Annotated in this window: 25 protein-coding genes and 1 riboswitch; of the genes, 21 read left to right on the top strand and 4 right to left on the bottom strand. The window is 47.3% G+C overall.

Annotation, left to right across the window (positions count from 1 at the left end):
- From yihA to WMO41_RS01850, 3 genes are all read left to right on the top strand, one after another.
- Entirely contained in the window at positions 1 to 594 is a 594-nt protein-coding gene (gene yihA, locus WMO41_RS01860) for a ribosome biogenesis GTP-binding protein YihA/YsxC (protein ID WP_349228373.1), read from the top strand.
- An 86-nt stretch (positions 595 to 680) separates the two neighbouring features.
- Entirely contained in the window at positions 681 to 1151 is a 471-nt protein-coding gene (locus WMO41_RS01855) for a methylglyoxal synthase (RefSeq protein ID WP_349228372.1), read from the top strand.
- A gap of 78 nt (positions 1152 to 1229) precedes the next feature.
- Positions 1230 to 2219 carry a dipeptidase gene (locus WMO41_RS01850; RefSeq protein ID WP_349228371.1) on the top strand — a complete coding sequence of 330 codons (990 nt, stop codon included), beginning with the start codon at positions 1230 to 1232 and terminating at the stop codon, positions 2217 to 2219.
- A gap of 31 nt (positions 2220 to 2250) precedes the next feature.
- Here the strand turns inward: WMO41_RS01850 and citG are convergent, their stop codons facing one another.
- Both citG and citX read right to left on the bottom strand, forming a co-directional pair.
- Entirely contained in the window at positions 2251 to 3108 is an 858-nt protein-coding gene (gene citG / locus WMO41_RS01845; protein ID WP_349228370.1) for a triphosphoribosyl-dephospho-CoA synthase CitG, read from the bottom strand.
- 32 nt (positions 3109 to 3140) lie between these two features.
- A complete protein-coding gene (citX, locus tag WMO41_RS01840) occupies positions 3141 to 3647 on the bottom strand; it encodes a citrate lyase holo-[acyl-carrier protein] synthase (protein WP_349228369.1) in 507 nt (168 codons plus the stop codon).
- 365 nt (positions 3648 to 4012) lie between these two features.
- Here citX and WMO41_RS01835 point away from each other — a divergent pair, with 365 nt between their 5' ends.
- The 4 genes from WMO41_RS01835 to WMO41_RS01820 all read left to right on the top strand — a co-directional run bounded on the left by WMO41_RS01835 (position 4013) and on the right by WMO41_RS01820 (position 7551).
- Positions 4013 to 5056, top strand: coding sequence for an ABC transporter substrate-binding protein (locus WMO41_RS01835; protein WP_349228368.1), 1044 nt, complete (start codon positions 4013 to 4015; stop codon positions 5054 to 5056).
- 7 nt (positions 5057 to 5063) lie between these two features.
- Positions 5064 to 5969: an ABC transporter permease gene (locus WMO41_RS01830; protein ID WP_349228367.1), complete on the top strand. Its 906-nt coding sequence runs from the start codon at positions 5064 to 5066 to the stop codon at positions 5967 to 5969.
- Positions 5970 to 5975: 6 nt separating this feature from the next.
- A complete protein-coding gene (locus WMO41_RS01825; protein WP_349228366.1) occupies positions 5976 to 6773 on the top strand; it encodes an ABC transporter ATP-binding protein in 798 nt (265 codons plus the stop codon).
- A gap of 127 nt (positions 6774 to 6900) precedes the next feature.
- Positions 6901 to 7551, top strand: a complete 651-nt coding sequence (locus tag WMO41_RS01820; protein WP_349228365.1) for a cytidylate kinase-like family protein — start codon at positions 6901 to 6903, stop codon at positions 7549 to 7551.
- A gap of 74 nt (positions 7552 to 7625) precedes the next feature.
- On the opposite strand, the gene WMO41_RS01815 is transcribed toward WMO41_RS01820, so the two are convergent.
- Positions 7626 to 8426 (bottom strand): hypothetical protein, encoded by an 801-nt coding sequence (locus WMO41_RS01815; RefSeq protein WP_349228364.1) that lies wholly within the window; start codon positions 8424 to 8426, stop codon positions 7626 to 7628.
- Positions 8427 to 8724: 298 nt separating this feature from the next.
- Between WMO41_RS01815 and WMO41_RS01810 the strand changes: the two genes are divergently transcribed.
- From WMO41_RS01810 to WMO41_RS01770, 9 genes are all read left to right on the top strand, one after another.
- The gene (locus WMO41_RS01810) at positions 8725 to 9636 is read left to right on the top strand and encodes an AEC family transporter (protein ID WP_349228363.1); all 912 of its coding nucleotides are present in this window, start codon (positions 8725 to 8727) and stop codon (positions 9634 to 9636) included.
- A gap of 123 nt (positions 9637 to 9759) precedes the next feature.
- Positions 9760 to 10998: an AfsR/SARP family transcriptional regulator gene (locus WMO41_RS01805; protein ID WP_349228362.1), complete on the top strand. Its 1239-nt coding sequence runs from the start codon at positions 9760 to 9762 to the stop codon at positions 10996 to 10998.
- Positions 10999 to 11232: 234 nt separating this feature from the next.
- Complete coding sequence (locus tag WMO41_RS01800) at positions 11233 to 15648, top strand: DUF7604 domain-containing protein (protein WP_349228361.1); 4416 nt, start codon at positions 11233 to 11235, stop codon at positions 15646 to 15648.
- 14 nt (positions 15649 to 15662) lie between these two features.
- Positions 15663 to 15932 carry a hypothetical protein gene (locus tag WMO41_RS01795; protein ID WP_349228360.1) on the top strand — a complete coding sequence of 90 codons (270 nt, stop codon included), beginning with the start codon at positions 15663 to 15665 and terminating at the stop codon, positions 15930 to 15932.
- A complete protein-coding gene (gene lepB, locus WMO41_RS01790) occupies positions 15932 to 16480 on the top strand; it encodes a signal peptidase I (RefSeq protein WP_349228359.1) in 549 nt (182 codons plus the stop codon). Before WMO41_RS01795 ends, lepB begins: the two co-directional genes overlap by 1 nt.
- Positions 16481 to 16570: 90 nt before the next feature.
- A complete protein-coding gene (locus WMO41_RS01785; RefSeq protein ID WP_349228358.1) occupies positions 16571 to 17623 on the top strand; it encodes a DUF7601 domain-containing protein in 1053 nt (350 codons plus the stop codon).
- 129 nt (positions 17624 to 17752) lie between these two features.
- The gene (gene srtB / locus WMO41_RS01780; RefSeq protein ID WP_349228357.1) at positions 17753 to 18514 is read left to right on the top strand and encodes a class B sortase; all 762 of its coding nucleotides are present in this window, start codon (positions 17753 to 17755) and stop codon (positions 18512 to 18514) included.
- 10 nt (positions 18515 to 18524) lie between these two features.
- Positions 18525 to 19277, top strand: coding sequence for a Spy0128 family protein (locus WMO41_RS01775; RefSeq protein WP_349228356.1), 753 nt, complete (start codon positions 18525 to 18527; stop codon positions 19275 to 19277).
- Positions 19264 to 19944 (top strand): sortase, encoded by a 681-nt coding sequence (locus WMO41_RS01770; protein WP_349228355.1) that lies wholly within the window; start codon positions 19264 to 19266, stop codon positions 19942 to 19944. The genes WMO41_RS01775 and WMO41_RS01770 overlap by 14 nt, the downstream gene beginning before the upstream one ends.
- An 86-nt stretch (positions 19945 to 20030) precedes the next feature.
- On the opposite strand, the gene lexA is transcribed toward WMO41_RS01770, so the two are convergent.
- Positions 20031 to 20648: a transcriptional repressor LexA gene (lexA, locus tag WMO41_RS01765; RefSeq protein WP_349228354.1), complete on the bottom strand. Its 618-nt coding sequence runs from the start codon at positions 20646 to 20648 to the stop codon at positions 20031 to 20033.
- Positions 20649 to 20829: 181 nt separating this feature from the next.
- Between lexA and WMO41_RS01760 the strand changes: the two genes are divergently transcribed.
- The 5 genes from WMO41_RS01760 to thiM all read left to right on the top strand — a co-directional run bounded on the left by WMO41_RS01760 (position 20830) and on the right by thiM (position 25337).
- Entirely contained in the window at positions 20830 to 21153 is a 324-nt protein-coding gene (locus tag WMO41_RS01760) for a LysM peptidoglycan-binding domain-containing protein (protein WP_349228353.1), read from the top strand.
- Positions 21154 to 21222: 69 nt separating this feature from the next.
- Positions 21223 to 22071, top strand: a complete 849-nt coding sequence (locus tag WMO41_RS01755) for a TrmH family RNA methyltransferase (protein WP_349228352.1) — start codon at positions 21223 to 21225, stop codon at positions 22069 to 22071.
- On the top strand, positions 22064 to 23398 hold the full coding sequence (locus tag WMO41_RS01750) for an MATE family efflux transporter (protein WP_494338414.1): 1335 nt from the start codon (positions 22064 to 22066) through the stop codon (positions 23396 to 23398). Before WMO41_RS01755 ends, WMO41_RS01750 begins: the two co-directional genes overlap by 8 nt.
- Before the next feature lie 60 nt (positions 23399 to 23458).
- Positions 23459 to 23562: riboswitch (TPP riboswitch) on the top strand.
- 358 nt (positions 23563 to 23920) lie between these two features.
- Positions 23921 to 24514, top strand: a complete 594-nt coding sequence (gene thiW / locus WMO41_RS01745; protein ID WP_349228350.1) for an energy coupling factor transporter S component ThiW — start codon at positions 23921 to 23923, stop codon at positions 24512 to 24514.
- Positions 24471 to 25337 carry a hydroxyethylthiazole kinase gene (gene thiM, locus WMO41_RS01740; protein ID WP_349228349.1) on the top strand — a complete coding sequence of 289 codons (867 nt, stop codon included), beginning with the start codon at positions 24471 to 24473 and terminating at the stop codon, positions 25335 to 25337. Before thiW ends, thiM begins: the two co-directional genes overlap by 44 nt.
- Positions 25338 to 25340 lie beyond the last annotated feature (3 nt).

Here is a 25340-nt window from a genome sequence, read left to right as displayed (position 1 = left end):
ATGATTATTAGAAAAGCGGAACTGGAGACGGTCTGCGGCATTACCAGCACACTGCCGGAAAATCTGCTGCCGGAATTTGCCTTTGCCGGAAAATCCAACGTAGGAAAATCTTCCCTGATCAACGGCCTGTTAAACCGCCGTGCGCTGGCGAGGACTTCCTCACAGCCTGGCAAGACCCAGACCATCAACTTTTACAATGTGAATGATGACCTGTATTTTGTTGACCTTCCGGGCTACGGCTATGCAAAGGTATCGGTGGAAGTCAAGGCGAAATGGGGCAAGATGATCGAGCGGTATTTAAAGAAATCACAGATGCTCAAATGTATCTTTCTGCTCATTGACATCCGCCACGATCCATCGGCTAACGATAAGCTGATGTACGACTGGATCGTGTCCAACGGTTATAAACCGGTCATCATTGCCACCAAACTGGACAAATTAAAGCGAAGCCAGATTCAGAAGCATGTGAAAATGGTGCGGGAGGGTCTTGGCCTGGAAAAAGAAGATGTCCTGATTCCGTTTTCCGCGGAAACCAAACAGGGAAGAGATGAAATTTGGGCACTCATTGAATCTTTGCAGAATCCAGAAAGCTGATTTTACAAAAATTTCACTTGAGAGTTTCTGAAATCTGTGATACGTTGTAACTATTCTACACAGAAAGAATAAGGAGGATCTGTTATATGTCTCAGGAATACATTACATTTACTATTGGCAGCAAGAAGAACATTGCACTGATCGCTCATGACAACGAAAAACCAAAGCTGATTGCGTGGTGCAAAGAGCATAAAGCGGAATTGGAGAAGCATAATCTTTACGGTACCGGCACGACAGCCCGCATGATCACGGACCAGACCGGACTCACCGTAAAAGGCTACAACAGCGGCCCTCTTGGTGGTGACCAGCAGATCGGAGCCAAGATCGTGGAAGGCGTAATTGACTTTGTCGTATTCTTTTCCGATCCGCTGACAGCACAGCCTCACGATCCGGATGTAAAAGCCCTGATGCGTATTGCACAGGTTTACGACATTCCCATGGCGGTCAACAAGGCCACTGCGGATTTCATGATTACATCCTGTTTCATGAACCGGGACTATCAGCATGAGGTCATCAATTTCAAACGGAATATTGAAGAACGGGCAGAGACACTGTAAGCGGCCTGTTTCAACACTGAGACCGGTGGAAGCGCCGGTCTCATTTTCATAATTTTTATATCAGGGAGGATTTCTATTATGAAGGTTGCAGATATGCACTGTGACACCATATCAGAGCTTTTTCATGCCAGGGAACGGGGCGAGCAGGTTTCCATTCTGGAAAATCATCTGCACATGGACTTAAAACGAATGCAGAAAGGAGATTATCTCCTTCAGAATTTTGCCATGTTCGTACATCTGGGGAAAACAGAAGATCCATTTCACTATGCCATGCAACTGGTCGATTTGTTCTATAATGAACTGGAACCGTATTCTGACCGCATTGGAATCGTAAAGAGCTGGAAGGATATCGAAGAAAACCGGAAAGCCGGAAAAATGTCTGCCATGCTGACTCTGGAAGAGGGCGGAATCTGTAAAGGAGATCTGGCCTGTCTGCGTGATTTTTACCGTCTGGGTGCCCGCATGATGACGATTACCTGGAATTTCCCCAATGAGCTTGGTTTCCCGAATGGAAAGGATGAGAGTGTTTCACCGGCCAGAGCCGTGCCGGATACGGAACATGGCCTGACAGAGACCGGAATTGCCTTTGTGCAGGAGATGGAGCGGATTGGCATGATCATCGACATTTCCCATTTGAATGATGCCGGGATCTGGGATGTATTTCATTATACGAAAAAGCCCTTTGTGGCCAGTCATTCCAACGCCCGCGCGCTTGCCCATCATCCGCGCAACCTGACAGATGAGATGATCCGTGCCCTGGCAGAGCGGGGAGGGGTAGCCGGAATCAATTACTACGCCCCATTCCTGAAGGATGCAGACAAAAAAATGCCGCTGCAGGGACTTTGCAGCGACATGGTGGCACATATGAAGCATATGAAACAGATCGGGGGCATTGGCTGTATCGGACTTGGCTCTGACTTTGACGGGATTGACACCGCGACAGAGATGAAGGACTGCTCCGGCATGCAGTTTCTGGCCGATGAAATGAGCCGGGAAGGTTTTACCACCGGCGAAATTGAAGCCGTGTTCCATGACAATGTACTCCGGGTTTACCGGGAGCTTCTGTGATGTACATACAAACGGGTTCTGAGGCCTCAGCTTATTGCGGATTTCGCTGTTCCAGTCGGTAGAGCAGAATTGTGACAGCCAGAAGATCGGCACAGCCGCCCGGACTGACATTCATGTAAATAAATTTCTGATTCAGCTTTTTCAGAGCCTCCATTCCCTGGCTGGTGGAGGCTCCGCCTATTTTTAAGAGCTGCGCGGCCTCGGACTTGACATAACCCTGTATTACCGTATTGGTGCGGCTTAACACGTTGGTGTCGTCCACATTCGCCATAAGAGTCAGCAGGGTATTTAAGTACGCTTCATTTTCGGTCTGTCCGCTGGAAAAGGCAGAGCGGAGCTTTGGCAGTGACACAGTACGAACAGAGGGAAAACCTTTTTGGGCCTCTCCGCGGATTCCCTTGGTACTGTAGCGCAGGTAAAGAAGCTCTCCATTGGTCCGTGGATTTTTCCGGTCAATCTTCTGAAAATCTTTACGCATGGCATCGTAACAGAGATATCCGGCCAGCATCAGAATCTTTTCTGCGTCAAATTTTTCGTGGCGCCTGTAAAAGAGTCCTGCCGCCGCCGCAATGGTTCCCATCGAAAAAATCATACCTTTGTGCGTATTTACTCCATCTGTAGCAGCAAACATGGCTTTTTCCGCCTCAATTCCGATTGGGCGGATGCTCTCAAAGAGGGCATTGAAATCCTTGGATTCCCAGGCCTGACCGGCCTCAAACATCCGGGTCAGATAGGGAACGATTGCCGTTGTGCTGGCCGCAAAGGTATCGTAATTCATGTCCGTATGCGCGCCGCTGTCATGGCGGTCCACCAGTCCCGGTTTTGGAGTAGCGCCTACCTCTGCCATGAGCGCATAGGCACATTCCTCAGAAAAAATAGAAGAAATCATAAATACCAGTCCTCCGCAATCCCCAATTTATTTTATGATCCGCTCAGGATTTTTCCAATCTCTGCGGTCAGCTCCGCAACGCTGTGTCTGCGGCTGCGGCTGCATACATGGGCCGGCTGTCCGCAGAGCAGGCAGGTTCTTGGCGCGCTCCCCATATCCTCTCTGGAGACCTTGCTTTTGTCCGGGCGGAGCACATCGATGTCGAACAGGCGTCCAATCCGGTCCTGATCCTCCAGGGAGACCATCAGCTCTTTTATGAAATCCGGATTCGCGTCAACACTGTAAAAAGCTTCATATCCTGTTTTTTCCTTTATGGTTTCCATATGCTGAATAAGAACCAGACGGTCTTTTAACAGTGTCTCGATTCTCTGACAGCCGGTTGCAAATGCTTCCGGAACACCCGGCAGGACTTTGACTGGTCCCGGGATGTTTAAGGTAAAGCTGATGAGGCTTTTTTTATACTGATGCAGCAGCTGGGTTTGCAGATAGCAGCGCCGCTCTCTGGCAGCAAGCATTTCCTGCAGATTTACTTCTTCCATAAAATCCCCCTGTGAATAAATATTTTTATATATACCAATAAAGCTCCATATTCCATCCGTATGGCAAAATTTTTCACGATCATTTGGCAGAAATCGGATTTAAGAGCCATCGGTTTTGAAACAGAAGCTATATTGGATCTCAGAACACTACTTAGTTGTTACGGTTATTATTATAGGTTAAATATATGTAAAGCGCAAATACTTAATAAGTTATGGCCTATATAAATGTATCCTTATCACTTTAATGCGTTGAATTTACAGGAAATTAAAGCTTTAAATTGACGGAGTAAAAAAAGTGTAGTATGATGGAAAAAGTTCAAGCTTTTGCTATGAAATCAGAATATAAGAAAAGGGAGAGTTGTATTATGAAAAAGACAAAAAAGGCACTTGCACTGATCCTGGCCGGAATGATGGCCGCATCCATGACCGCCTGTGGCTCTGGTAAGACTGCCGAGACCACACAGGCAGCAGCAGACACCACTGCAGCTGAAAGCGCAGACGAAACAAAGGCAGAAGCTTCTGCAGATGGCGCTTCTTATAAAGTTGGTATCTGCCAGCTGGTACAGCATGTAGCGCTGGATGCAGCTACCGAGGGCTTTAAAGATGCCCTGACCGAAGCACTTGGAGACCAGGTTACCTTTGATGAGCAGAACGCGCAGGGTGATTCCAATACCTGTTCCACCATTATCAACAATTTTGTCGCAGAAGATGTAGATCTGATCCTGGCCAACGCAACACCGGCCCTTCAGGCTGCACAGGCCGGCACGGATACCATTCCGGTTCTCGGAACTGCAGTTACCGAGTACGGCGTAGCTCTCGGTATTGATGATTTTAACGGAACCGTTGGCGGAAACATTTCCGGTACCGCAGATCTGGCACCGTTAAATGAGCAGGCTGCCATGTTAAAGGAGCTGTTCCCGGACGCAAAGAATGTTGGCCTGTTATACTGTTCCGCAGAAGCAAACTCCCAGTATCAGGTAGATACCGTAAAGGCAGAGCTGGAGAAACTGGGCTACACCTGTGAATACTACGCATTCTCTGATTCCAACGACCTGGCAACCATTGCCACCAACGCAGCGAACAGCTCTGATGTCATCTACATCCCGACCGACAATACTGCTGCAGCAAACACCGAGATCATCAACAACATCTGCCAGCCGGCCGGCGTACCGATCATCGCAGGCGAGGAAGGTATCTGCAGCGGATGCGGTGCAGCAACCCTTTCCATCAGCTACTATGACCTTGGCGTAGCAACCGGTAAGATGGCTGTAAAGATCCTGACCGGTGAATCCAATATTTCTGAAATGCCGATTGAATACGCTCCGCAGTTCACCAAGAAATACAACAAGACCATCTGCGAGGCACTTGGCATTACCGTTCCGGATGATTACATTGCGATTGAGGAGTAACTGAAATATGATGAGTTTGGTAAATGCCCTGCCTGGCGCAGTGGCACAGGGACTGATCTGGGGTATCATGGCCATTGGCGTGTATTTAACATTCCGGATCCTGGACATTGCGGACCTGACCGTAGACGGTTCTCTTGGAACCGGCGGCGCAGTCTGCATTATGCTGATGCTGTCCGGACAGAATGTGTGGGTATCCATGGCGGGCGCGACGGCGGCTGGTATGGTAGCCGGACTTGCAACCGGAATCCTTCATACCTTTATGGGAATTCCCGCAATTCTGGCCGGAATCCTGACCCAGCTCGGCCTGTATTCCATCAACTTAAAGACTATGGGAAAAGCGAATCAGGCAATCAACGTCGACAAATATGACCTGCTGGTTTCCCTGCGTTTTATCCGGAAGGTTCCATTCTATAAAAATACAATCCTGATTGTAGCCATTGCGATCATTATTCTGATTGCTATTTTATACTGGTTCTTCGGAACTGAGCTTGGCTGTTCCTTACGCGCAACCGGCTGCAACGATAAAATGGCGCGCGCGCAGGGAATCAACACGGATTTGAGCCGCGTTCTCGGACTCATGATATCAAATGGCCTGGTAGCGCTTTCCGGTGCCATGCTCTGTCAGTATCAGGGTTTTGCGGATATCAATATGGGCCGCGGTGCCATCGTCATCGGACTTGCCGCAGTGATCATCGGTGAAGCAATTTTCGGAAAAATCTTCCGCAACTTTGGCCTGAAGCTGCTTGGCGTTGCCCTGGGATCTATTATTTACTATCTGGTACTGCAGGTTGTCATCTGGATGGGAATTGATACCGATCTGTTAAAGCTGTTATCCGCAGCGGTTGTTGCTGTCTTCCTGGCAATTCCTACCTGGAAGAGCCGTTATTTTTCAAATATGGGAAAGAGAGGGTAGGAGAACATGCTGGAGATCAAGAATATCACAAAAACCTTTAACCGGGGAACTGTGAATGAAAAGAAAGCCCTTCGTGGTGTCAATCTTACCTTACACGATGGAGATTTCGTTACGGTAATCGGCGGAAACGGAGCGGGAAAATCCACGCTGTTAAACGCGATTGCGGGAGTCTGGCCCATCGATACCGGCGCCATTGTAATTGATGGAAAAGATGTCACCCGTCTTCCGGAATATAAACGTGCCGCATTTTTGGGCCGTGTATTCCAGGACCCGATGAACGGAACCGCAGCAACCATGGGGATTGAGGAAAACCTCGCACTGGCTCTGCGCCGCGGAAGAGTGCGCAGTTTAAAACCGGGAATCAAAAATGAAGAGCGTAAGCTCTATGTAGATATGTTAAAACGTCTTGGACTTGGCCTGGAAGACCGTCTTACATCAAAGGTCGGACTGCTTTCCGGTGGACAGCGCCAGGCCCTGACTCTGCTGATGTCCACCCTGCAGAGACCGAAGCTTCTTCTGTTAGATGAGCATACAGCTGCGCTGGACCCGAAAACAGCCAAGAAAGTATTGGATCTGACTGCAGAGATGGTAGAAGAGCAGAAGCTTACCACCCTGATGATCACCCACAATATGCGTGATGCCATTCAGATGGGCAACCGTCTGATCATGATGCATGAGGGAAATGTCATTTACGATGTGGCAGGAGAGGAAAAGAAACATCTCACAGTAGAAGATCTTCTCCACAAATTTGAGGAGGCAAGCGGGGAAGAATTTGCGAATGACCGCATGATGCTTGCAAAATAGTTTTGAAATAATCAGAAAACATGTTACGGACCGGCAGAGTGTAAAAAAGTTTGGCACTCTGCCGGTTTTGTGCTATACTAAATGTACCAAATACAGATCATCATGATTTCCAAAAGGAGGATTTCTTATGGATAAAAGCAAACTGGTTATTACCATTGAGCGTCAGTACGGAAGCGGCGGCCGTATCGTCGGAAAGAAGCTGGCCGAGGAACTGAATATCCCATTCTACGATGATGAGATCCTGAGCATGACCGCGGAAAAAAGCGCCGTAGGAGAAAAATATTTCCGCCTCGCTGATGAAAAAGCAGGAAATAACCTGCTGCGCAAGATTGTTGGAAACCTGCGTTTCCCTGCAGGCATTTTTGAGGAACCAAAGACGGAGGGCGATGTAACTTCTCCAGACAACCTGTTCCGCTTCCAGTCCGAGGTCATCCGCGAGCTGGCTGCCGCAGAGTCCTGCGTGATTGTTGGACGCTGTGCAGATTATATCCTGGAAACCGCAGGGAAGGAAGACCTGGTTAAGATTTTTGTCTACGCAGACATTCCAACCTGTGTGCGCAGAACCCAGGAGACTGACGGCATTACCGACACCAAAGAAGCGCTCAACAAATTAAACAAGATCACAAAACAGCGTAAATCCTACCACAAGTATTTCACCGGAAAAGAGTGGGAGGATGTCACCAACTACGACCTGCCAATCAACGCCAGCAAACTGGAGCTTGACCAGGTAGTAGCACTGATCAAGGATTATATCCGCATGATCGGATACGATATTTAAAAATTTCCGTAATTTCAAAAAGACCGTCACTTTATGTGGCGGTCTTTTTGGAATCTGCGATATGGAATGAAAGATTACTTTTTGGTGATTTTTACAGCCTGGATCTCTTTGTCGTTGATGGAACCATCATACTGGATCTGAAGGGTATCACCCTCTGCATACTGGCTGAAATCAGTATCGTCAGAAACAAATGTGAAGAAATCACCGGTCTGTGCTTCCAGAACGATATGATCACCATCTTCACCGATCTGTGCAACCTTACCTACGAATGCGTTGATCTTAGCATCGTCGGAATCTTTTGCGTCAGCCATAACGATCTTGATTGCCAGCGGCTCGTCGTCCAGATCGCCAAGGTAGGTAACTTCTGCGTCTGCGTCAGCCTTGATGCCATCTTTTCCTACTACATAAGCGTTGCCGGTCAGAATCTTGTATTCCTCACCATCAACCTCAAGTGTCATGGTATCGGAAGCAACTTCTTTGATCTTGCCTTCGGCAACCGGATCCATGTTCTGCTCTAATACGGAAGAGGTAACATCTACTGCGATAGCCGGGATCGGATCCTCGGTGCTGTCAGCCTGGAAGGTAATGTCAACCCAGTCACCCTCGGAGAGCGGGAATTCGTTGGTTACGTCAGCGCCGGAAATGTCGTATTTTCTTTCTTCGTCGTCATAATCATCTTTTACGGTAAGTACATCTCCGTCAATGGCAGTGATGATACCGCTGGTGTAATCCTCATTGGTTTCTGCCTCTGTCGTGGTTTCTGCTGCGGTGGTCTCTACCGGAGCTGCCGTTGTTTCTGCGGTCTTTTTGCTGGAACATGCTGCTGCACTGATGGAAACTGCTGCGATAGCAGTGATTAATAATGCCTTTTTCATAATATATCACTCCTCTGATCTTTCTCTGTCATTCCAGGGTACCGGAACTGACAAACATGAGTTTACTACAAAGCAATCGAAAAAACCATTGATTTTTTATTAAGTTTTCTTCAAAATGGTGAACATTTGGTGAACTCCGGAAGAAAAAAGAAAACAGAGCTGCCGATGCAGGTTATGACAGTTATCAAAAAAGTATATTTGACGTTATGAAATGGTTGTACTATGATAAGGAAGAGAAAAATTTACAAAATAAGAAAAAGGCCGGTTCAGATACAGAGCGGCCGTAGGAGAGAGCAATATGGATTTTTCAGGATTGTTTTCCATGCAGGGAATGCTGTTTACTATCATGATATTGGGCTATCTTTTTCGGAAAACGGGAATGATCACGGATGCCGGAAAGGGACTGCTGACCGATCTTGTACTGTTTGTTACCCTGCCAGCCAGTATCATCAAATCGTTTGAGATCGAATTTAACCACCAGATTCTGCTGAGCTGTCTGGTTATCATCATTGTTGCGACTGCAATCCAGGCAGGCGCCTGGCTGCTGGGCCGCATCCTTTATCCGGGTTTCCCGGATGAACGCAAGAAAGTGCTTCAGTACGCCACCATCTGCTCCAATGCAGGCATTCTGGGAAATTCCATTGCAGAGGGTGTGTTCGGCGGATTGGGACTTTTGTATGCGTCTATTTATACCATTCCCCAGCGTACCTTCATGTGGTCTATCGGACTGACCTATTTTACCCAGGCACCGGATGCCAAATCCCTGATCAAAAAAGTCTGCACACATCCCTGTATCGTATCAGTGTTTGCAGGGCTTTTGATCATGATACTGCAGATTCAGCTGCCGGGCTTTCTCAGTCTGACCATCAAAAATATAGCTGGCGGCAATACGTTTCTTGCCATGATGTTAGTAGGTACCATTCTGGCGGAAGTGCCGCTGCGTTCTCTACCGGAACGGGATACGATTTACTACAGCTTTATCCGTCTGGTCTTTATTCCGTTTCTGGTATTTGCGGCATGCCACCTGGCCCATGTGGACAGTCTTGTTACCGGCGTTTCCGTGGTCCTGTCCGGTATGCCGGCTGCCAGTGTTACTGCTGTACTTGCCGCAAAGTATGATAAGGATGAAATTTTTGCAACCAAGTGTGTTGTTCTTTCTACGCTGCTTTCCATGGTTACAGTACCGCTCTGGTGCCTGGTTCTGGCATGACCGGGCAACTACCCTATACATTATTATTCATTATTATACATGTTTGAGCATAGAAAGCCCTGAAAATATATGATATAATCGGAACAGTTGAGAGTACATATTACTTGCAAGGGGGAATTGAAGATGACAGATGCATACCGGGAATTTTTTACAGTTCGTATGTTAGGCGAATTTTCAATTGTTTGTGAGGGAAAAGAACTGATACTGGGAAGAAACAGTTCCCTGAAATGTATACAGCTTCTGCAGCTGGTCTGGCTTCGGGGGAAGAAAGGGGTCGGGAAGGAGCAGCTGGCGAAGGCTCTGTATGACCGGAGCACTGTTGCTGATACCAACAACAGTGTGAATAATCTGATCTATCAGCTGCGGCGGCAGATGGTGAAGGCCGGACTGCCAAAGGGGGAGTATGTGACCCGGGTGGACGGTGTCTATATACCGGATCCGGAGTATCCTCTGAAGCTGGATGTCCATGAGTTCGAAGAACTGTTAGATCAGGCGGAGCAGACCACGGACCAGAGGGAGAAGCATTCCTTCTATCAGGCGGCATTTGAGGTGTACCGGGGAGAGCTGCTTCCGTCGATCAGTACGGAGATCTGGGTGATGTCGGAGAACCTGAGGCTGAAGAAGCGGTATGAACGCTGTGTTCAGTGGCTGGCTGAGTATTATAGAAGTCAGAAGGATTATGCGGCGATGGAAGCCTTGTACGAGCATGTGATCCAGATGGATCCCGCTGACAACTGGAAGATCTGTCAGATTGATCTTCTGATGGACAAGGGGGAGTATAAGCGGGCTTACGCCATGTACAATGATATGGTTCAGCGCTATGCGGACGAGATGGGACTTCCGGCTTCCCCGGAGATGATGGCCTGTTACGAGCGCATGAACAGTAAGATTCGCCACATGCCCGGAGAGATGGATGAGATCATGAAAGATATCCGGAACCGTTTTCAGTCGGGGGGTGGCTACGAATCTGACGATAAAGCCTACTATTGCTCTTACTGGGGCTTCGTAGATATCTGCCATATGGTTAACCGCAACATAGACCGCTCCGGCCGTTCCTACTATCTGATGCTCTGTACGCTGGTGGATTACGAGGGAAAGCGCCTTCAGAATGAGAAAAAGCGGAAAGAGCGTGCCCAGATCCTCAAGGATGTGATCGGAAACAGCCTTCGAAAAGGAGATGTCTACACACAGTACAATAACTCCCAGTACCTGATTCTGCTGATCGCAGCCGATGAGAGCAGCTGCGAGATCGTGTACCGCAGGATCAACAACAATCTGAAAAAAGTAGCCGGATCACGAGCGGAGATGGAGTATGTCGTTTGTTCTCTGTCGGAGCTTCCGCTGCCTGTACGGGAAGAATAAAAAATGAAACTGTCTTTTGCTGGTAACAGCAATTGACAGTTTTTTTGTATTTTGTAGATAAGAATTTCGTAAAATATCTTACGGAAATCAAAAATTTTTCTAATTTTGATAGGTTCTTTGATAGCTGATTTGATAAAGTTCTTATATGAGATCGGATTGATTATGAAAGATTCCACCAGGCAAATCGATTATCTCGAACCTGAAAACAACGAAGAGGGAGGATGAGAATAATCTATGGAGAAAGATAAAATCAGAAAGAGAAGCAGGAGAAAAGTTCCTATGTTAAAGCGCTTCTGGAATCGGGATGGCAGAAGAATCTGTGCGGCAGCCCTGTGCGTGAGCATGGTACTGGGTAATGTAGCGAATACCGCAATTGCAGGCGATGAGGGACTCAATACACCCTATGAGTTTAAGCTGAGCAGTTATGATCTGTATGATGCGATTCAGACAGCAGTGTCAGAGGATCATCGGGCAGATCTGAAGGAGTTTCAGGGAACGGCAGCGGAAGACTACAGGGCCATGGCAGATAGTCTGGATCTGTTTGAACTGAACCTGTCCGGAGCAGATCATGAAGGTGCCCTGAAGCTGCGGGCCTTTGCAGAGCTGTCTGACGAGATCGAATTTTCCGATGAAGGTGTCAGCGAGTATATTCTGGACGGATCCGAGAAGATCTATTTCCTCCTGACCAATACGTCTGATCTGGAGCGGAAGGCTGTTATCAGCGTGGATGAGAAGAAGTATACAGATGTCATCAAGGTGGCACCTGCAGGTGCAGTGGAGATGGATGCGGTAGATCCGTTATTATCGGCAGCAGACTTTGCGCCGACAGCTGGTAAAGGCGGCGGTTCCGGAAGCAGCGGCGGTGGCGGTGGAAGCAGCGCCGGCGGCCCCGGAGCAGTGACATCTCAGGAAACTGCAGCAGAAAACAGCAGTGAAGCAGAGACAGAGGCAGGAACTGGCACAGAGGCCAGTAACGATGCCGGAAAAGAAACGGAAGCCTCCAGTGAAGCTTCAACCGAAGAATCAACGGATACCCCAACGGAAGCTTCAGGCGAAGGGTCCACAGATGCGCCGGAGACGGAAGCAGCTGGTGGAAGCGGAACAGAGAATACGGATTCAACGGATGGAGCCGGAACAGAAGAGGCGGCCCCAGATGATGGAAAAGGCGATGCCGGAAACACCGGAGATGCCGGAACCAACACAGGAAATGAAGAAAATTCCGGTACCAGTGGCGAGGCTGGCAGTGATGCCGGATCTGATACAGGTTCTGACACAGGTTCTGATGCCGGATCCGATGCAGGTTCCGACAACTCTGGCGCATCAGCAGAAAACGACCAGAGTGGATCTGAGCAGAGCAGTGATAATTCCGGAGACAGCAGTGAAAACGGAAGTTCTGATGCGGGAACCGTTACAGCATCGATAACCCGTCACAATACATACGTGGTAATGTCCACAGCAACTCCGTCTAACAGCGAAGAAGCAGAGGATAAAGTCGATGAGACAGAAACTGATGATGCAACGGATGAAGCAACTCCATCCAATGCAGAGGAGGCAAGCCCGTCCAATGCAAATGCAGATATCATCGATGGAATCGTGTACAGACCGGTTATGCTGGATGGCGAAGCAGTTGTTGTGTTCGAAACAACCGTTGATGAGATGGCACTGAACGACGCAGCATATGACTGGGCTGTGGATCACGGAGTGACAGAAACATACACCTCCGATCCGGCTTTCGATAAAGCAACGGTAACCGTTGTGGCACGAAAAGGCGCACTTCCGGAAAATGTTACCCTGAAAGTAACCGAGCTGGAAGGTCAGGAATATCAGGACGCTAAGGATAAGCTGGATGAAGCAGCAACGGTCTATGACGGAATGATGGCACTGGATATCCGGTTTGTGGATGCATCCAGCGGCAGCGAAGCAGAGATCGAACCAGATCCGGAATACGGAGAAGTAAAAGTCTTTATCGAGATGAAGCAAGAAGCATTACCGGCCGATGTAGCACCCGAGAACATCGAAATCCAGCATCTGAAAGAAGATGCAGAAACCGGTGAGATTCAGGTTGAGAAGGTCGCTGATACAACCGCCGAGACCAGCGGTACTGTGGAAGTGAAAGAAGACAACGCGGTTGTGGCTGCGGAGTTTGCGGTGGAGAGTTTCTCCTGGTTTATGGTGACATGGCAAGGGTATAGAAGCCGAACAGTTACAATTAAGTATGTGGATGAAAAAGGATCGGAGATCCCCTGTACATCGGCACCAACTGAACCAATATCTAAAGATATGGGGGAGGTTGTTGATGTAAATACATATGCCTATGCTATTGAAAATCGTCACTTTGAAGGAGCACATTTAGAGACAGTTTCCGGAGCATCCCTTCGTTATATTACAGCGTATTGGTATCGGCGGGGCTATAAATTTAAATATAGTACATCCAATGAAAATTGGGATAAGGCATCTGATCTTCCTGATAATTCTACGATCTTGTTAGTGTATAGTGGAGAAGGTACAACGCCAACACCGCCAGAGGAAATTGAAGAACAGAAGTTGGCTCATGATAAGTATGCGGAACGTCTCGATGATGGCACCTATAATTTGACACTGACGATAGCCGGTCAGGTTGGAAGCATAACAAAGAAAGCTAAGTTGGATGTTGTATATGTTTTGGATGAGTCAGGAAGCATGGATTATTCTATGACTGAAGATTGGCCGCCTTATAACAACAGAGATACGAGACGCGAAAAAGCCGGTGATGCAATTAATAGTTTAACTAATCAATTAGCATCTAATCAGAATCTTGATACTAGATTTTCTCTTGTGGCATTTAGTGGAAATAATAATCGTGGTGAGTCGGCATGGGATGATGCAGAATTGTTGCAAGGTTGGACAGAATCTGCGAATTCCATTACAAATAAGACAAAACCACGGTCAAATGGAGGTACTAACTATCAGGCGGGATTGCGAAAAGCGAAGGAATTGCTTAAAAGTTCCAGAACGGGTGCATTGACTGCTGTAATTTTTGTTTCAGATGGAGATCCAACATTTAGATATGACAGTAATGGAGCCACGAATGGAAACGGTCAATTCGATAACAGCAATCTCAATCTTAATGCTGCAAAAACGGAGATAGGAACACTATCGGCACATTATTTCTTTTCGGTTGGTGTGGGACCAAGAGACAATTATCAAAAACTGAAGGATTTAAAAAATGCGGCAACTCTCGTGAATGCAGAAAACCGTATGTTCTACGAAGGAACAGACACTACGACGTTAAACAGTGCATTTAATTCTATCATGGCAGCCGTTACGACTCTTAGATGTACAAATGTTACAGTTACAGATGTGCTGAGCAAAAATGTGACGATGGTAACAGACAGTAATAATCAACCAGAGTTAACCATAACAGTGAAGCGGTCTGATACTGTAGTGGCAAGCAGCAATAATGGCACATTGAATGTGGATGGTGTTACACTTACCGCAAGCTATGATGACCATACAAAGACGATTACGTTAGATTTCCCGGATACATATGAGTTGAAGGAGGGGTACACGTATCTTGTTACGGCTCATATAAAGCCGACGGAAGCTGCTTATGAAGAATATCGTGTGGAAGGCAGAACATATAATGATAGACCGGGAGCAGGAACGGGAACGCATGGACCAATAAGTGGTAAAGTTGAAGATGGTTTTGCAGATGGTTTGTATTCCAATGCTGATAATGGAGCATATGTAACTTATTCTTATAACGGAACTACAAATACAGAGTCATATCTGAAGCCTGTTATTCAAATTGAACCAGGTACACTGACGATTGAAAAGTCATTCGCTGGTCTTACTCAGGATGAAATTGACAGTTTGATGGATACCTTGACATTTAGTGTTAAATTGGACTGGAAAGATGAAAATAATAATGCAGTAACTGGTTCGAGTTTGAAAAATCAAATGGATGTTTATTTGAAGGATATGACACAGTCTTCATCAGATCCTATGAAGTATACCTATTCAATCGAAGGATTATCGCCCAATACAGATTACACTGTTTCAGAAGTTGAGGGAACAGCGAATGTAAGAGGCTATCAGGTAGCAACAACAACTAATGGAACGAATGGTACGATTGGCAAAGGTACTTCTGCAACAGCATCATTTACAAATACCTATACAAAACTCGTGGCAATTGATGTTTCAAAGGTAGTCACAGGTTCATTAGGGGACAGAACAAAGGACTTTCCATTTACTGTATCAGTCACAGTTAATGGCGCATCATATTCTGGTTATACTTTAACAAAGAATGAAGTTCCTTTGAAAGATAATGCGTCCTTTACCTTAAGGCATGGAGAAACAGTGGTTGTAACCGGAGTTCCGAAAGGTGCGACTGTTCGTGTTTCTGAAGCTATGGCAGATTACACGGCTAAAATTGATAAAACAGGAACAGGAACAGCAACGGAACTCAAGGAAACTACTACCATGGGAGTGGAGGTTGTTGGAGTTGATGAAGATACAGCACTTGTATTTACCAACACAAAGAACCCAACCATCGATACCGGTATCCTTCTGGATTCCATGCCATACGTAGTCATCCTTGGCATCGCAATTTTTGGTATTGCAGTTTATGTAGTACGCAAACGTAAGAAAGATGACTCAGATCTTGACTAAGGGAGGGCAGCAGGATGGCAAAAGACAGCGTTTTAAACCAGCCAATGCCTGAACAAGATAAGCCAGTACTGAATTCCGAACAACAGAATATCGTCGAATGGCTGAAGAAGGTTCGCTTTCAAAAACAGCTGTTCGGCGGTGTCAGTGAACAGGATGTCTGGAAGAAGATCGATGAGTTAAATAAACTCTACGAAGCAGCTTTGGCAGCGGAACGAATCCGCTATGAAACATTATTACAGGAATACAAGTCTGGGGACGGCCCCGCTGGAAGAGAGGATGGGTGATGGGCAAGAACAAGAAAAATGTTCGAGCTGCCGATGTGATCAGAGCCCGGAGACTGGCACTCAATACAAGAGAAGGTTATAAAAGCCTGTTCTTTCGTATCATCGTGTTAGGGCTTACCGCATACCTGATCTTCACACAGGTATTTCTGATCACACAGAACAGCGGATTAGGAATGTTTCCAGCAGTAAAGGACGGTGACCTGATCATTGCATTCCGGTTGCAGAAAGATTATGCAAAAGAGGATGTGATTGTCGCCACCGTTGATGGAAAACAGGAAGTGGCAAGAATTATAGCAAGAGAAACCGATGTGGTTACTCTTGATGAAAGCGGAAAACTTCTTGTAAATGGTACAGCACAATCGGGAGAAATTATGTATCCAACCTATGCCAAAGAAGGTTTGGAATACCCCTATCGGGTGCCGGAAGGTCATGTGTTCGTTCTGGGAGATTACCGAACCAATGCAACAGACAGCCGGGATTTCGGACCGATTCCAATGAAACAGGTGGAGGGAAAGGTGATCACCATTCTCCGCAGAAGAGGCCTCTAAAAGATCAGGCCAGACAAACCATGAATAACTTGCCGAAAGGCAGTTAGATAGAAAAGTGAATAAAGAAATTTAAAATAGGAGGTAATTGGTATGAGAAAAATGAAGAAAGCTTTAGCTACAGTATTAGCAGCAACGATGGTTATGGGAATGAGTTCTACGGCTTGGGCAGAACCAAAAACGAATCAGGATGCAAGTTTTACAAAGACATATAAAATAACCAATCCAGAAACGGCGAATCCGAAAGAAACATTTACATTTACTTTTACACCGGTAAGTCTTACTGAATCAAATGCAAATTTAACGACGCGTGATATGCCGACAATTGCTGCTGCTACGACTACATTCGAAGCTGGAAAAGCTACAACGGCTGGATTAGAGCAAACTGTGGATGTTGCACTTAAGGATATTGTATGGCCGGGTGTTGGTATCTATATTTATAATGTAACTGAAACTGCTGGTAAAACCGCCGGCGTTACATATGATACTAGAGTAGCAAAATTGAAAGTAACCGTGGCATATGATCAGGGAACAAAGACTTATTATACAGCATTTTGTACCTTGGCTTTGGAAGATAAGGATAAGGATGGAATCACAGATGTTAAAACCACAGGATTTACTAATGAATATTCTGCAGGATCTCTTGCAATCAGTAAGACTGTAACCGGTAATATGGGAGATCAGAGTGCATACTTTAAAGTTACTGTTACATTGAATGGTGAAGAAGGAAAGAATTATGCAGAATCCTATACAGTTAGCGGTGGTTCTTTTGCAGGAAATGGAACTATTCCGGCAAATCCGACTAGCATTACTGTAGGGACTCCAGCCGACTTCTATTTGAAGCATGGTGAAACCATTACAATTGCTAATCTGCCTTATGGTGTAACCTATAGCGTAGTTGAGGATGATTATACAGATGGTACTAAGGGCGGATATGATACGGCTATTTATGATTGTTCAGATAGAAATGATGTAAAAATTATTGATACAGCGAAAGAAACAGTAGATATCACCAACAATAAAGGCGTAACCGTTGATACCGGTATCACCCTTGATTCTCTCCCATACATCATGATCCTTGCAGTAGCAGCTCTGGGCATGGTTGGTTTCGTAGCTAAGAAGCGTAAAGAAGAGGAAATGTTCTAATTGATCCTTATATTGATCGATTACATAACACGTAAGCTTTAACACTCAGTAATGAACCTGGGGCGGATGGTACTTCCGTCCGCCCCGGCTATTACAAAATCATTCAGAGGAAGAGAGGAGAGAAGGGGAATGTCAAGATTCATATTGAAAGCAGCCAATTCCTTCCTGAATCTGATTGTGGTTATGTCGCTGTTTCTCGCAGCATCCTATGCCGGATACGCACTCTGGGATAACAATCAGGTCTATGCGGCGGCGGAGAATGTACAGGACAGCATGCTCAAACTGAAACCGGTTGTTACCGAGGAGGAGGGAGCTTCCTTCGAGGAACTGCTGGCGGTGAACCCGGATGTGTGTGCCTGGGTGACACTGGACAATACAAACATCGATTTCCCCATCTTACAGGGGGAAACGAATCTTACTTATATCAACAAGGATGTATATGGGAATTTTGCTCTCGCCGGAAGCATTTTCCTGGATTCCAGAAATGACCATGATTTTCATGATCTGGTTTCGCTTCTGTATGGACACCATATGGAAGAAGGTGATATGTTCGGCGACCTGGATAAATTTAAGGATCAGACATTTTTTGATGAGAACAAGACCGGCCAGCTGATCTTGCCGGATCGAGTTTATGACCTGGAAATCTTTGCCTGTATGCTTGTGGAGGCTTCGGAAGATGCCATTTTTGATCCACATTTGTATGAGGCTGATATTGATAAACTGCTCTCATTGACAGAGCAGGAAGCAATGCATTATAATGCAGATAAGGTTTCAGAACTCAGAAACAGCAGCGGAGAGAACCAGATTTTGTTGCTTTCCACCTGTTCCACCGAGTTTACAGATGCAAGAACCATTGTGTTGGCGGAGATGAAACCGCATTCTGGCAGATAGGAGGATTCGTATGAAAAAAATATTAAAAGGGGCTGTTTCCATTTTGCTGATGGCGGCATTAAGCATACCGATGTTTTCTATGGCTGCCATGGGAGCGGAGACAACGGAGGTACCGGTGGTACAGGTTCCGGTTACACTGGAGCTTACAGGCTATAAGCCGTCCACACCAGAAGAACTGAACGTGGTTCTGACTGCAGAAGATAAGCGAAATCCCATGCCGGAGGGAAGCACCGATGGGGTGTATAACCTGAAGGTTGCAGCAGCCGGCCAGTATACGCTGGGGCCGATTGCATTTCCGAATCTGGGAATCTATCAGTACACGATTCGTCAGACGGCAGGCTCCAATGCAAAGGGACAGTATGACAGCAATCTTTACCGAATGATCATTTATGTGACCAATGCACAGACCGGCGGCAGAGAAACCACCGTGGTGGTTTACAAGAATCAGGATACTGCGAAATCAGAAAACATCGTATTTACCAACAACTATACCGGCGGTGGCGGAAGCAGCGGTGGCGGCGGTGGCGGAAGCAGCAGCGGCGGCGGTTCCACATCAACTGTGGTCACGCAGATTATAGATGAAGCACCACCGTTAAGCCCGATGGATACGCTGACCGGTATTATGGAAGGTGAGATTCCGTTAGCTGCATTACCGAAGACGGGTACCCTGTGGTGGTTAGTACCGCTTCTGGCGCTGGGCGGCATCGTGATGTTCGGGGCCGGTGTATATAAGAGTCGGAGAAATCGTCATGAAGAAAAGTAAACACGATGGAGTGTTATTGAAGATCATGGGGCTGTTGCTTACTGCAGCAGCCCTTTCTCTTACCGGATATAATCTGTGGGGAGAATATCAGGCGGAGCGGAATGCGGATCAGGCGCTGGTTCAGGTGGCAGAAGCAATGCCGGAGACGGAACCAGAAGAAGAGTCCGGAGCGCAGGAAGCGGAGTCTGAGAGCGAGAAGATGGAGATTCCGGAATTTGTTCATAATCCGCAGATGGAGATGCCGGAAAAGGTGATTGACGGACAGATCTACATTGGTGTGGTGGAGATCCCGACCCTGTCGCTGAAGCTGCCGGTGATCCGGGACTGGAGTGATGAAAGACTGAAGATTGCGCCCTGCCGGTATGTGGGCTCAGTATATACCGGCGATCTGATCATATCCGGGCACAGCTATAAGAAACATTTTCGCTACATCCGGAAGCTGGTGGAAGGAGATCCGGTGATATTTACCGATATGGATGGCAACCGGTTTGTGTATCAGGTATCCGGCACCGAGGTAATTGCACCCGATGGCGTAGAGCGGATGGTGGCAGGAGAATGGGATCTCACCTTATTTACCTGCACCTATAATGGAAGTTCCAGACATACGGTGCGCTGCACACTGGTTCCCGAGGAGAACCCCTGGATGGAGTATATGGTGGAAAGATAAGAAACACGTCTGGATGGACGGAGCAGGCTGCAGCCCTGCCCGTCCATTTTACATTCATAAAAAAACGGCGTTACATGTGAACGTGATCAGGCCATCATGCGGAAGAGTCCGATCACCTTGCCAAGAATTTCCACATGATCCACAATGATCGGATCCATGGTGTCATTCTCCGGCTGCAGGCGGTAATGGCCATCCTCTTTATAAAAGCGTTTTACTGTGGCAGAATCATCCACCAGCGCAACAACGATCTCTCCGTTTTCCGCGGTATTCGTCTGCTCTACAATGACCTGGTCACCGTGAAAGATGCCTGCGTTGATCATGCTTTCGCCCTTTACCTTCAGCATGAAGGTTTCTGTGTTTGGCAGAATTTCGGCCGGGATCGGGAAGTAATCCTCAATATGCTCCTGTGCCAGGATGGGTTCTCCGGCTGCTACGGTACCGACTACCGGTACCTGGACCATCTCACGGCGGTTCAGCGCGAATTCGTCATCCAGAATCTCAATGGCACGCGGTTTCGTCGGATCCCGGCGGATATAGCCGTTAGCCTCCAGAGACTCCAGATGGGAGTGAACGGATGAGGTGGATTTTAAGTGAACAGCTTCACAGATTTCCCGGACTGCCGGCGGATAACCCTTCTTTAAAATGCATTCTTTGATATATGTTAAAATTTCCTGCTGTTTTGCGGTAATCTTGCCCTGACTCATAATATTTCCTCCTTGCGGATTTCTTCTGTTTTTATAAGGATATAGTAACACAGCTTTCTCCAAAAAGCAAACCTTTGTTCGCTTTTCCCTGAAAAACATATTGACAAACGTACGTTCGGATTCTATAATAAAGGCACAACAAACGTACGTTCGGATTATTGAAAACGGGAGGATTTTACTTATGAAAACATACAGAAATGGAAAACGCAGATTCCGCAGCCTTATTGTCATCCTGCTGATGATCCTTGCATTCTGTTCCGGTTTCTTCGGCCACACATTGCTGAATGCCAGAGCGGAAGAGCAGAACGCCCCGGGGCTTAACCGTTACTATACCAGTGTCCAGCTGCGTCAGGGAGACAGTCTCTGGGAACTTGCAGAACAGTACTGTGAGGGGAGCCCTTACTCCCGCTCGGAATATGTAGAAGAGCTAAAGCGCATGAACGGTTTAAAATCAGAGCAGATTCATTCCGGCGAGTATCTGACAGTCGTATATTTTGCGGAATAACTTGCATCGAGAACAGGCATTGGTTATAATAAGGTTTGTTTTTATCAAATCGAGTGAGGAATTTTACCCATGCCATATGCAAACATTATACCGCTGACGGACTTAAACCGGCCAGAGCTTGCCCTTTACTCCCGGCTTTCAGAAAATCAGCTGCTTCATTATTTTGAACCGGATACCGGTATTTTTATTGCCGAAAGCCCTATTGTCATAAACCGTGCGCTGGATGCCGGTTATGAACCGATTTCCATCCTGGCTGAAGAAAGCGGGCTTCATGGACCGGCTGCGGAGCTGCTTGTCCGCTGTGGCAGCATCCCAGTCTATACAGCTCCCATGGAAGTTCTTACACAACTGACCGGTTTTGCCCTTACAAGAGGTCTTCTCTGCGCCATGCGCCGCAAGGTATTGCCATCTGTTTCCACCATCTGTGCAGGAGCAAATCGGATTGCCATCCTGGAAAATGTAGTAAACCCGACCAACGTCGGTGCCATATTCCGCTCAGCCGCAGCGCTGAACATGGATGCAGTCCTGCTTACATCCGGCTGCAGCGATCCACTCTACCGAAGGGCCATCCGCGTCAGCATGGGAACTGTGTTCCAGGTTCCGTGGACCGTTTTTGACCGCAGCAGCACCTGGCCATATCCGGCTATGGATATTCTGCGGGAAGCCGGTTTTAAAACGGCTGCCATGGCACTCACAGACCGTTCTGTCCGAATTGATGATCCATCCGTCATGGCAGAAGAAAAGCTGGCAATCGTACTTGGCACGGAAGGGGATGGGTTGGCGGCTGACACCATCGCAAACTGCGACTATACTGTGCGGATTCCCATGTCACACGGTGTTGATTCCCTGAACGTGGCAGCTGCCAGCGCCGTAGCATTCTGGCAGCTTGGAAATAACAGAACAGGACGGGGTGTATAATATGAGCACTATGAATATCCAGAAGCAGTTCGTCCGTTATGTATCACAAAACATGTTAGGCATGCTTGGCATGTCCCTTTATATCCTTGCAGATACCTTTTTTATTTCCAAGGCCGTTGGAGCTAATGGTATTACCGCTCTCAATCTGGTGCTGCCCCTTTATAACCTGATCTTTGCTATCGGAGCCATGATTGGTGTCGGCTCCGCAATTCGTTTCACCGTAGAGCGCAACAAAGGAATCAAAGAAGCTGAAGGTTATTTCTTCCATGCACTGGCATGGGGCGCTGTCATCAGTCTGATATTTATTCTGGCAGGTGCATGTTTTCCCGGTCAGGTAATCCATGCGCTTGGCGGTGACACGGATATTGTGAATACAGGTTTTTCGTATACCCGCATTTTCCTGATGTTTGCACCGTTTTTTATGTGGAACCATATCATCACAGCATTTGTCCGAAATGACGGAGATCCGTCCATTGCCATGTTCGCAACGCTTGGAAGCAATCTGTTTAACATCGTCTTTGACTATGTCCTGATGTTTCCATGCGGGCTTTCTATGGCGGGAGCAGCACTTGCAACTGCTCTTTCCCCTATTGTCAGCATTCTGATCTGTATGCGGCATTTCTGTTCCGGCCGCAATACGGTAATCTTAAAACCGGTCAGACTGTCCGTGAGAAGGCTGCTCTTTTCCTGTCAGGTAGGTGTATCTGCTTTTGTTGGTGAAATCTCCTCCGGTGTCATTACCGTTGCATTCAACACGATCATCCTTGGACTTTCCGGAAACATAGGTGTTGCAGCCTATGGGGTGGTAGCAAACTTTTCTCTGGTTGCCGTTGCCCTGTTTAACGGAATTGCCCAGGGATCCCAGCCGCTGATCAGCCGTTTCTACGGTCAGGGTGACAGGAAAAATCTTCATATTGTTATCGGGCTCGCCTTAAAAACAGCACTCTGCACAGCCGTGATCGTGCTTATTCTCATCCAGATCTGGGCAGAACCAATGGCCGGTATTTTCAACCGGGAACATGATCTGGAACTGGCAGCACTGGCCAAACAGGGACTGCGCCTGTATTTTACCGGATTTTTGTTTGCAGGAATCAACATTGTCGGAACCAACATCCTCAGTGCTGTGGAGTCGGTACAGTGGGCGTTTATTTCGTCCATATCCCGCGGCTTTGTTGCCATCCTGATTTTTGCGTTTCTGCTTTCATCTCTGTTTGGCATGCCAGGGGTCTGGCTGGCATTTCCCTGTGCGGAATTCGTCACCATGCTGCTCACTCTGAACGGGATCCGAAGCATCGGCAAAATTCGTTTCTGTTTGCGCAACACGTGAACAGCAATATCGAATTGACAAGCCATCTGGTCTGTGCTATTCTTATTAGGAATGTAAGAAAATATTAAGCGCGGGAGCCTGTGTGACAGGCTGAGAGGAAGATACATCTTCGACCGTACCTGATTTGGGTAATGCCAACGGAGGGAAGCAGCCAAGCATATGTATGCGTCTTCGGAGTCATTGCCGAAGGCGCATTTTTGTTTCATAGAAAATTGCATCCTGTACCAGGGCACATTCTTTTATATACAAAAACAAAGTCCAACTGCACAGCAGGAACGCGGAATGACACGGCCAATATAAGCCGTCATCATTCTGCGGACATTTTTGCTGGAAAAGAAGGCCGGAGGGGGAGCGCCCTGCAGCCGGGCAGGAGGAATTACAATAGCGATGGGAATCCGTGTTTTCGGAGTGAGAGGAAGTAAGGGAACTTCGACCGAACAAGGGGTTTTTGTCGCTATTGGAATCACTTTTTGAATTTATCCGGCGGCAGGAATCCTGGGAAAAAACAGGAGGATGAAAACAATGGAAAAACAAAGAATGAAAACGTTTCGCATGGTATTTCTGGCTATGATGGTGGCAATTGGTGTGGTGATCTCACCAATCTTACGAATTGAGGGTATGTGTCCGACCGCCCATCTGATCAACATTACCTGTTCCGTATTTATGGGTCCCTGGTACTCCCTGCTTTGCGCATGCATGATTGGCGTGATCCGCATGATGTTCATGGGAATCCCGCCGTTAGCACTGACGGGTGCAGTATTCGGTGCCTTTTTATCCGGTGTCTTTTACCGGGCTTCAAAGGGAAAAATCATCTGTGCTGTCCTCGGAGAGATTTTTGGTACTGGAATCATTGGTTCCCTGGTATCTTATCCGGTCATGGCATTTTTAATGGGAAGAGAAGGATTAAATGCTTTTTATTATACCCCAATGTTTATCTCTGCCACCATCATGGGTGGTATTGCAGCTTATGTATTCTTAAAGGCGTTAAGCCAGACGGGAATGCTTGCAAAATTTCAGGAAAGTCTTGGTGCAAAAGTTTATGACAGAAACCACAGAAAAAAAACAGACAACGTTGACACAGAAGCAGGATATGCTGGAAATTCGAAAGCTTACTAAAGATTCCGCACCTCTGATTCACTGCATCACCAATCCCATCTCAATTCACGACTGCGCCAATATCATTCTGGCTGCAGGTGCCAGGCCGATCATGGCTGAGCATCCGGATGAGGTGGAGGAGATTACGGCAGAGGCAGCCGCTCTGATGTTAAACCTTGGAAACATTACCGATGCCCGTATTGCATCGATGCAGCGTGCCTTAAAAGCAGCCAGCCAGAGGAACATCCCTGTTCTTCTGGATCTGGTTGGAGTAACCTGTAGCAGGCTTCGGCGTGATTTTGCCCGCAGCCTGCTTTCCAGCAGACAAATTTCCATCATCAAGGGAAATATCTCTGAGATTCTGGCTGCTGCAGAGCTTCCGTTCCATGGAACCGGAATTGACGCCGGAATTCAGGATGCCGTTTCGGAAGGAAATGAAACCTGGTACTGTGAAACCGCCCGCCAGCTTGCTTCATATTTCCAATGTACCGTCATGGCCACCGGAAAACAGGATCTCATTGCAAATGCCACAGAGGCATTTCTGGTTTCCAATGGACACACGGCGTTATCCGGTATTACCGGTACCGGCTGTATGGTTGGTGCGCTGACCGCGGCATATCTCCCGGGAAGCCGCGCCATCATGCAGCGTTCCGGTTCTGAAAATAACAGGAATGGTTCCGAGACCACAGCAGCGCTTCTTGGTGCCATTACCATGGGGCTTGCCGGTGAACGGGCTGCTGCCGTTTCCAGAGGTCCTGGAAGCTTTCAGGCTGCCTTGCTGGACGAAATATACTGCCTGACAGACGAACAGCTCCTTTCAGGAGCCAGGGTCCGCATGGCATAAGAA

Origin of the sequence: Ventrimonas faecis (genome assembly GCF_040096075.1) — a bacterium.
GTDB classification, from domain to species: domain Bacteria; phylum Bacillota; class Clostridia; order Lachnospirales; family Lachnospiraceae; genus Brotaphodocola; species Brotaphodocola faecis.
Note: the sequence above shows the minus strand (reverse complement) of the source record. Positions and strands in the feature narration are given on the sequence as shown.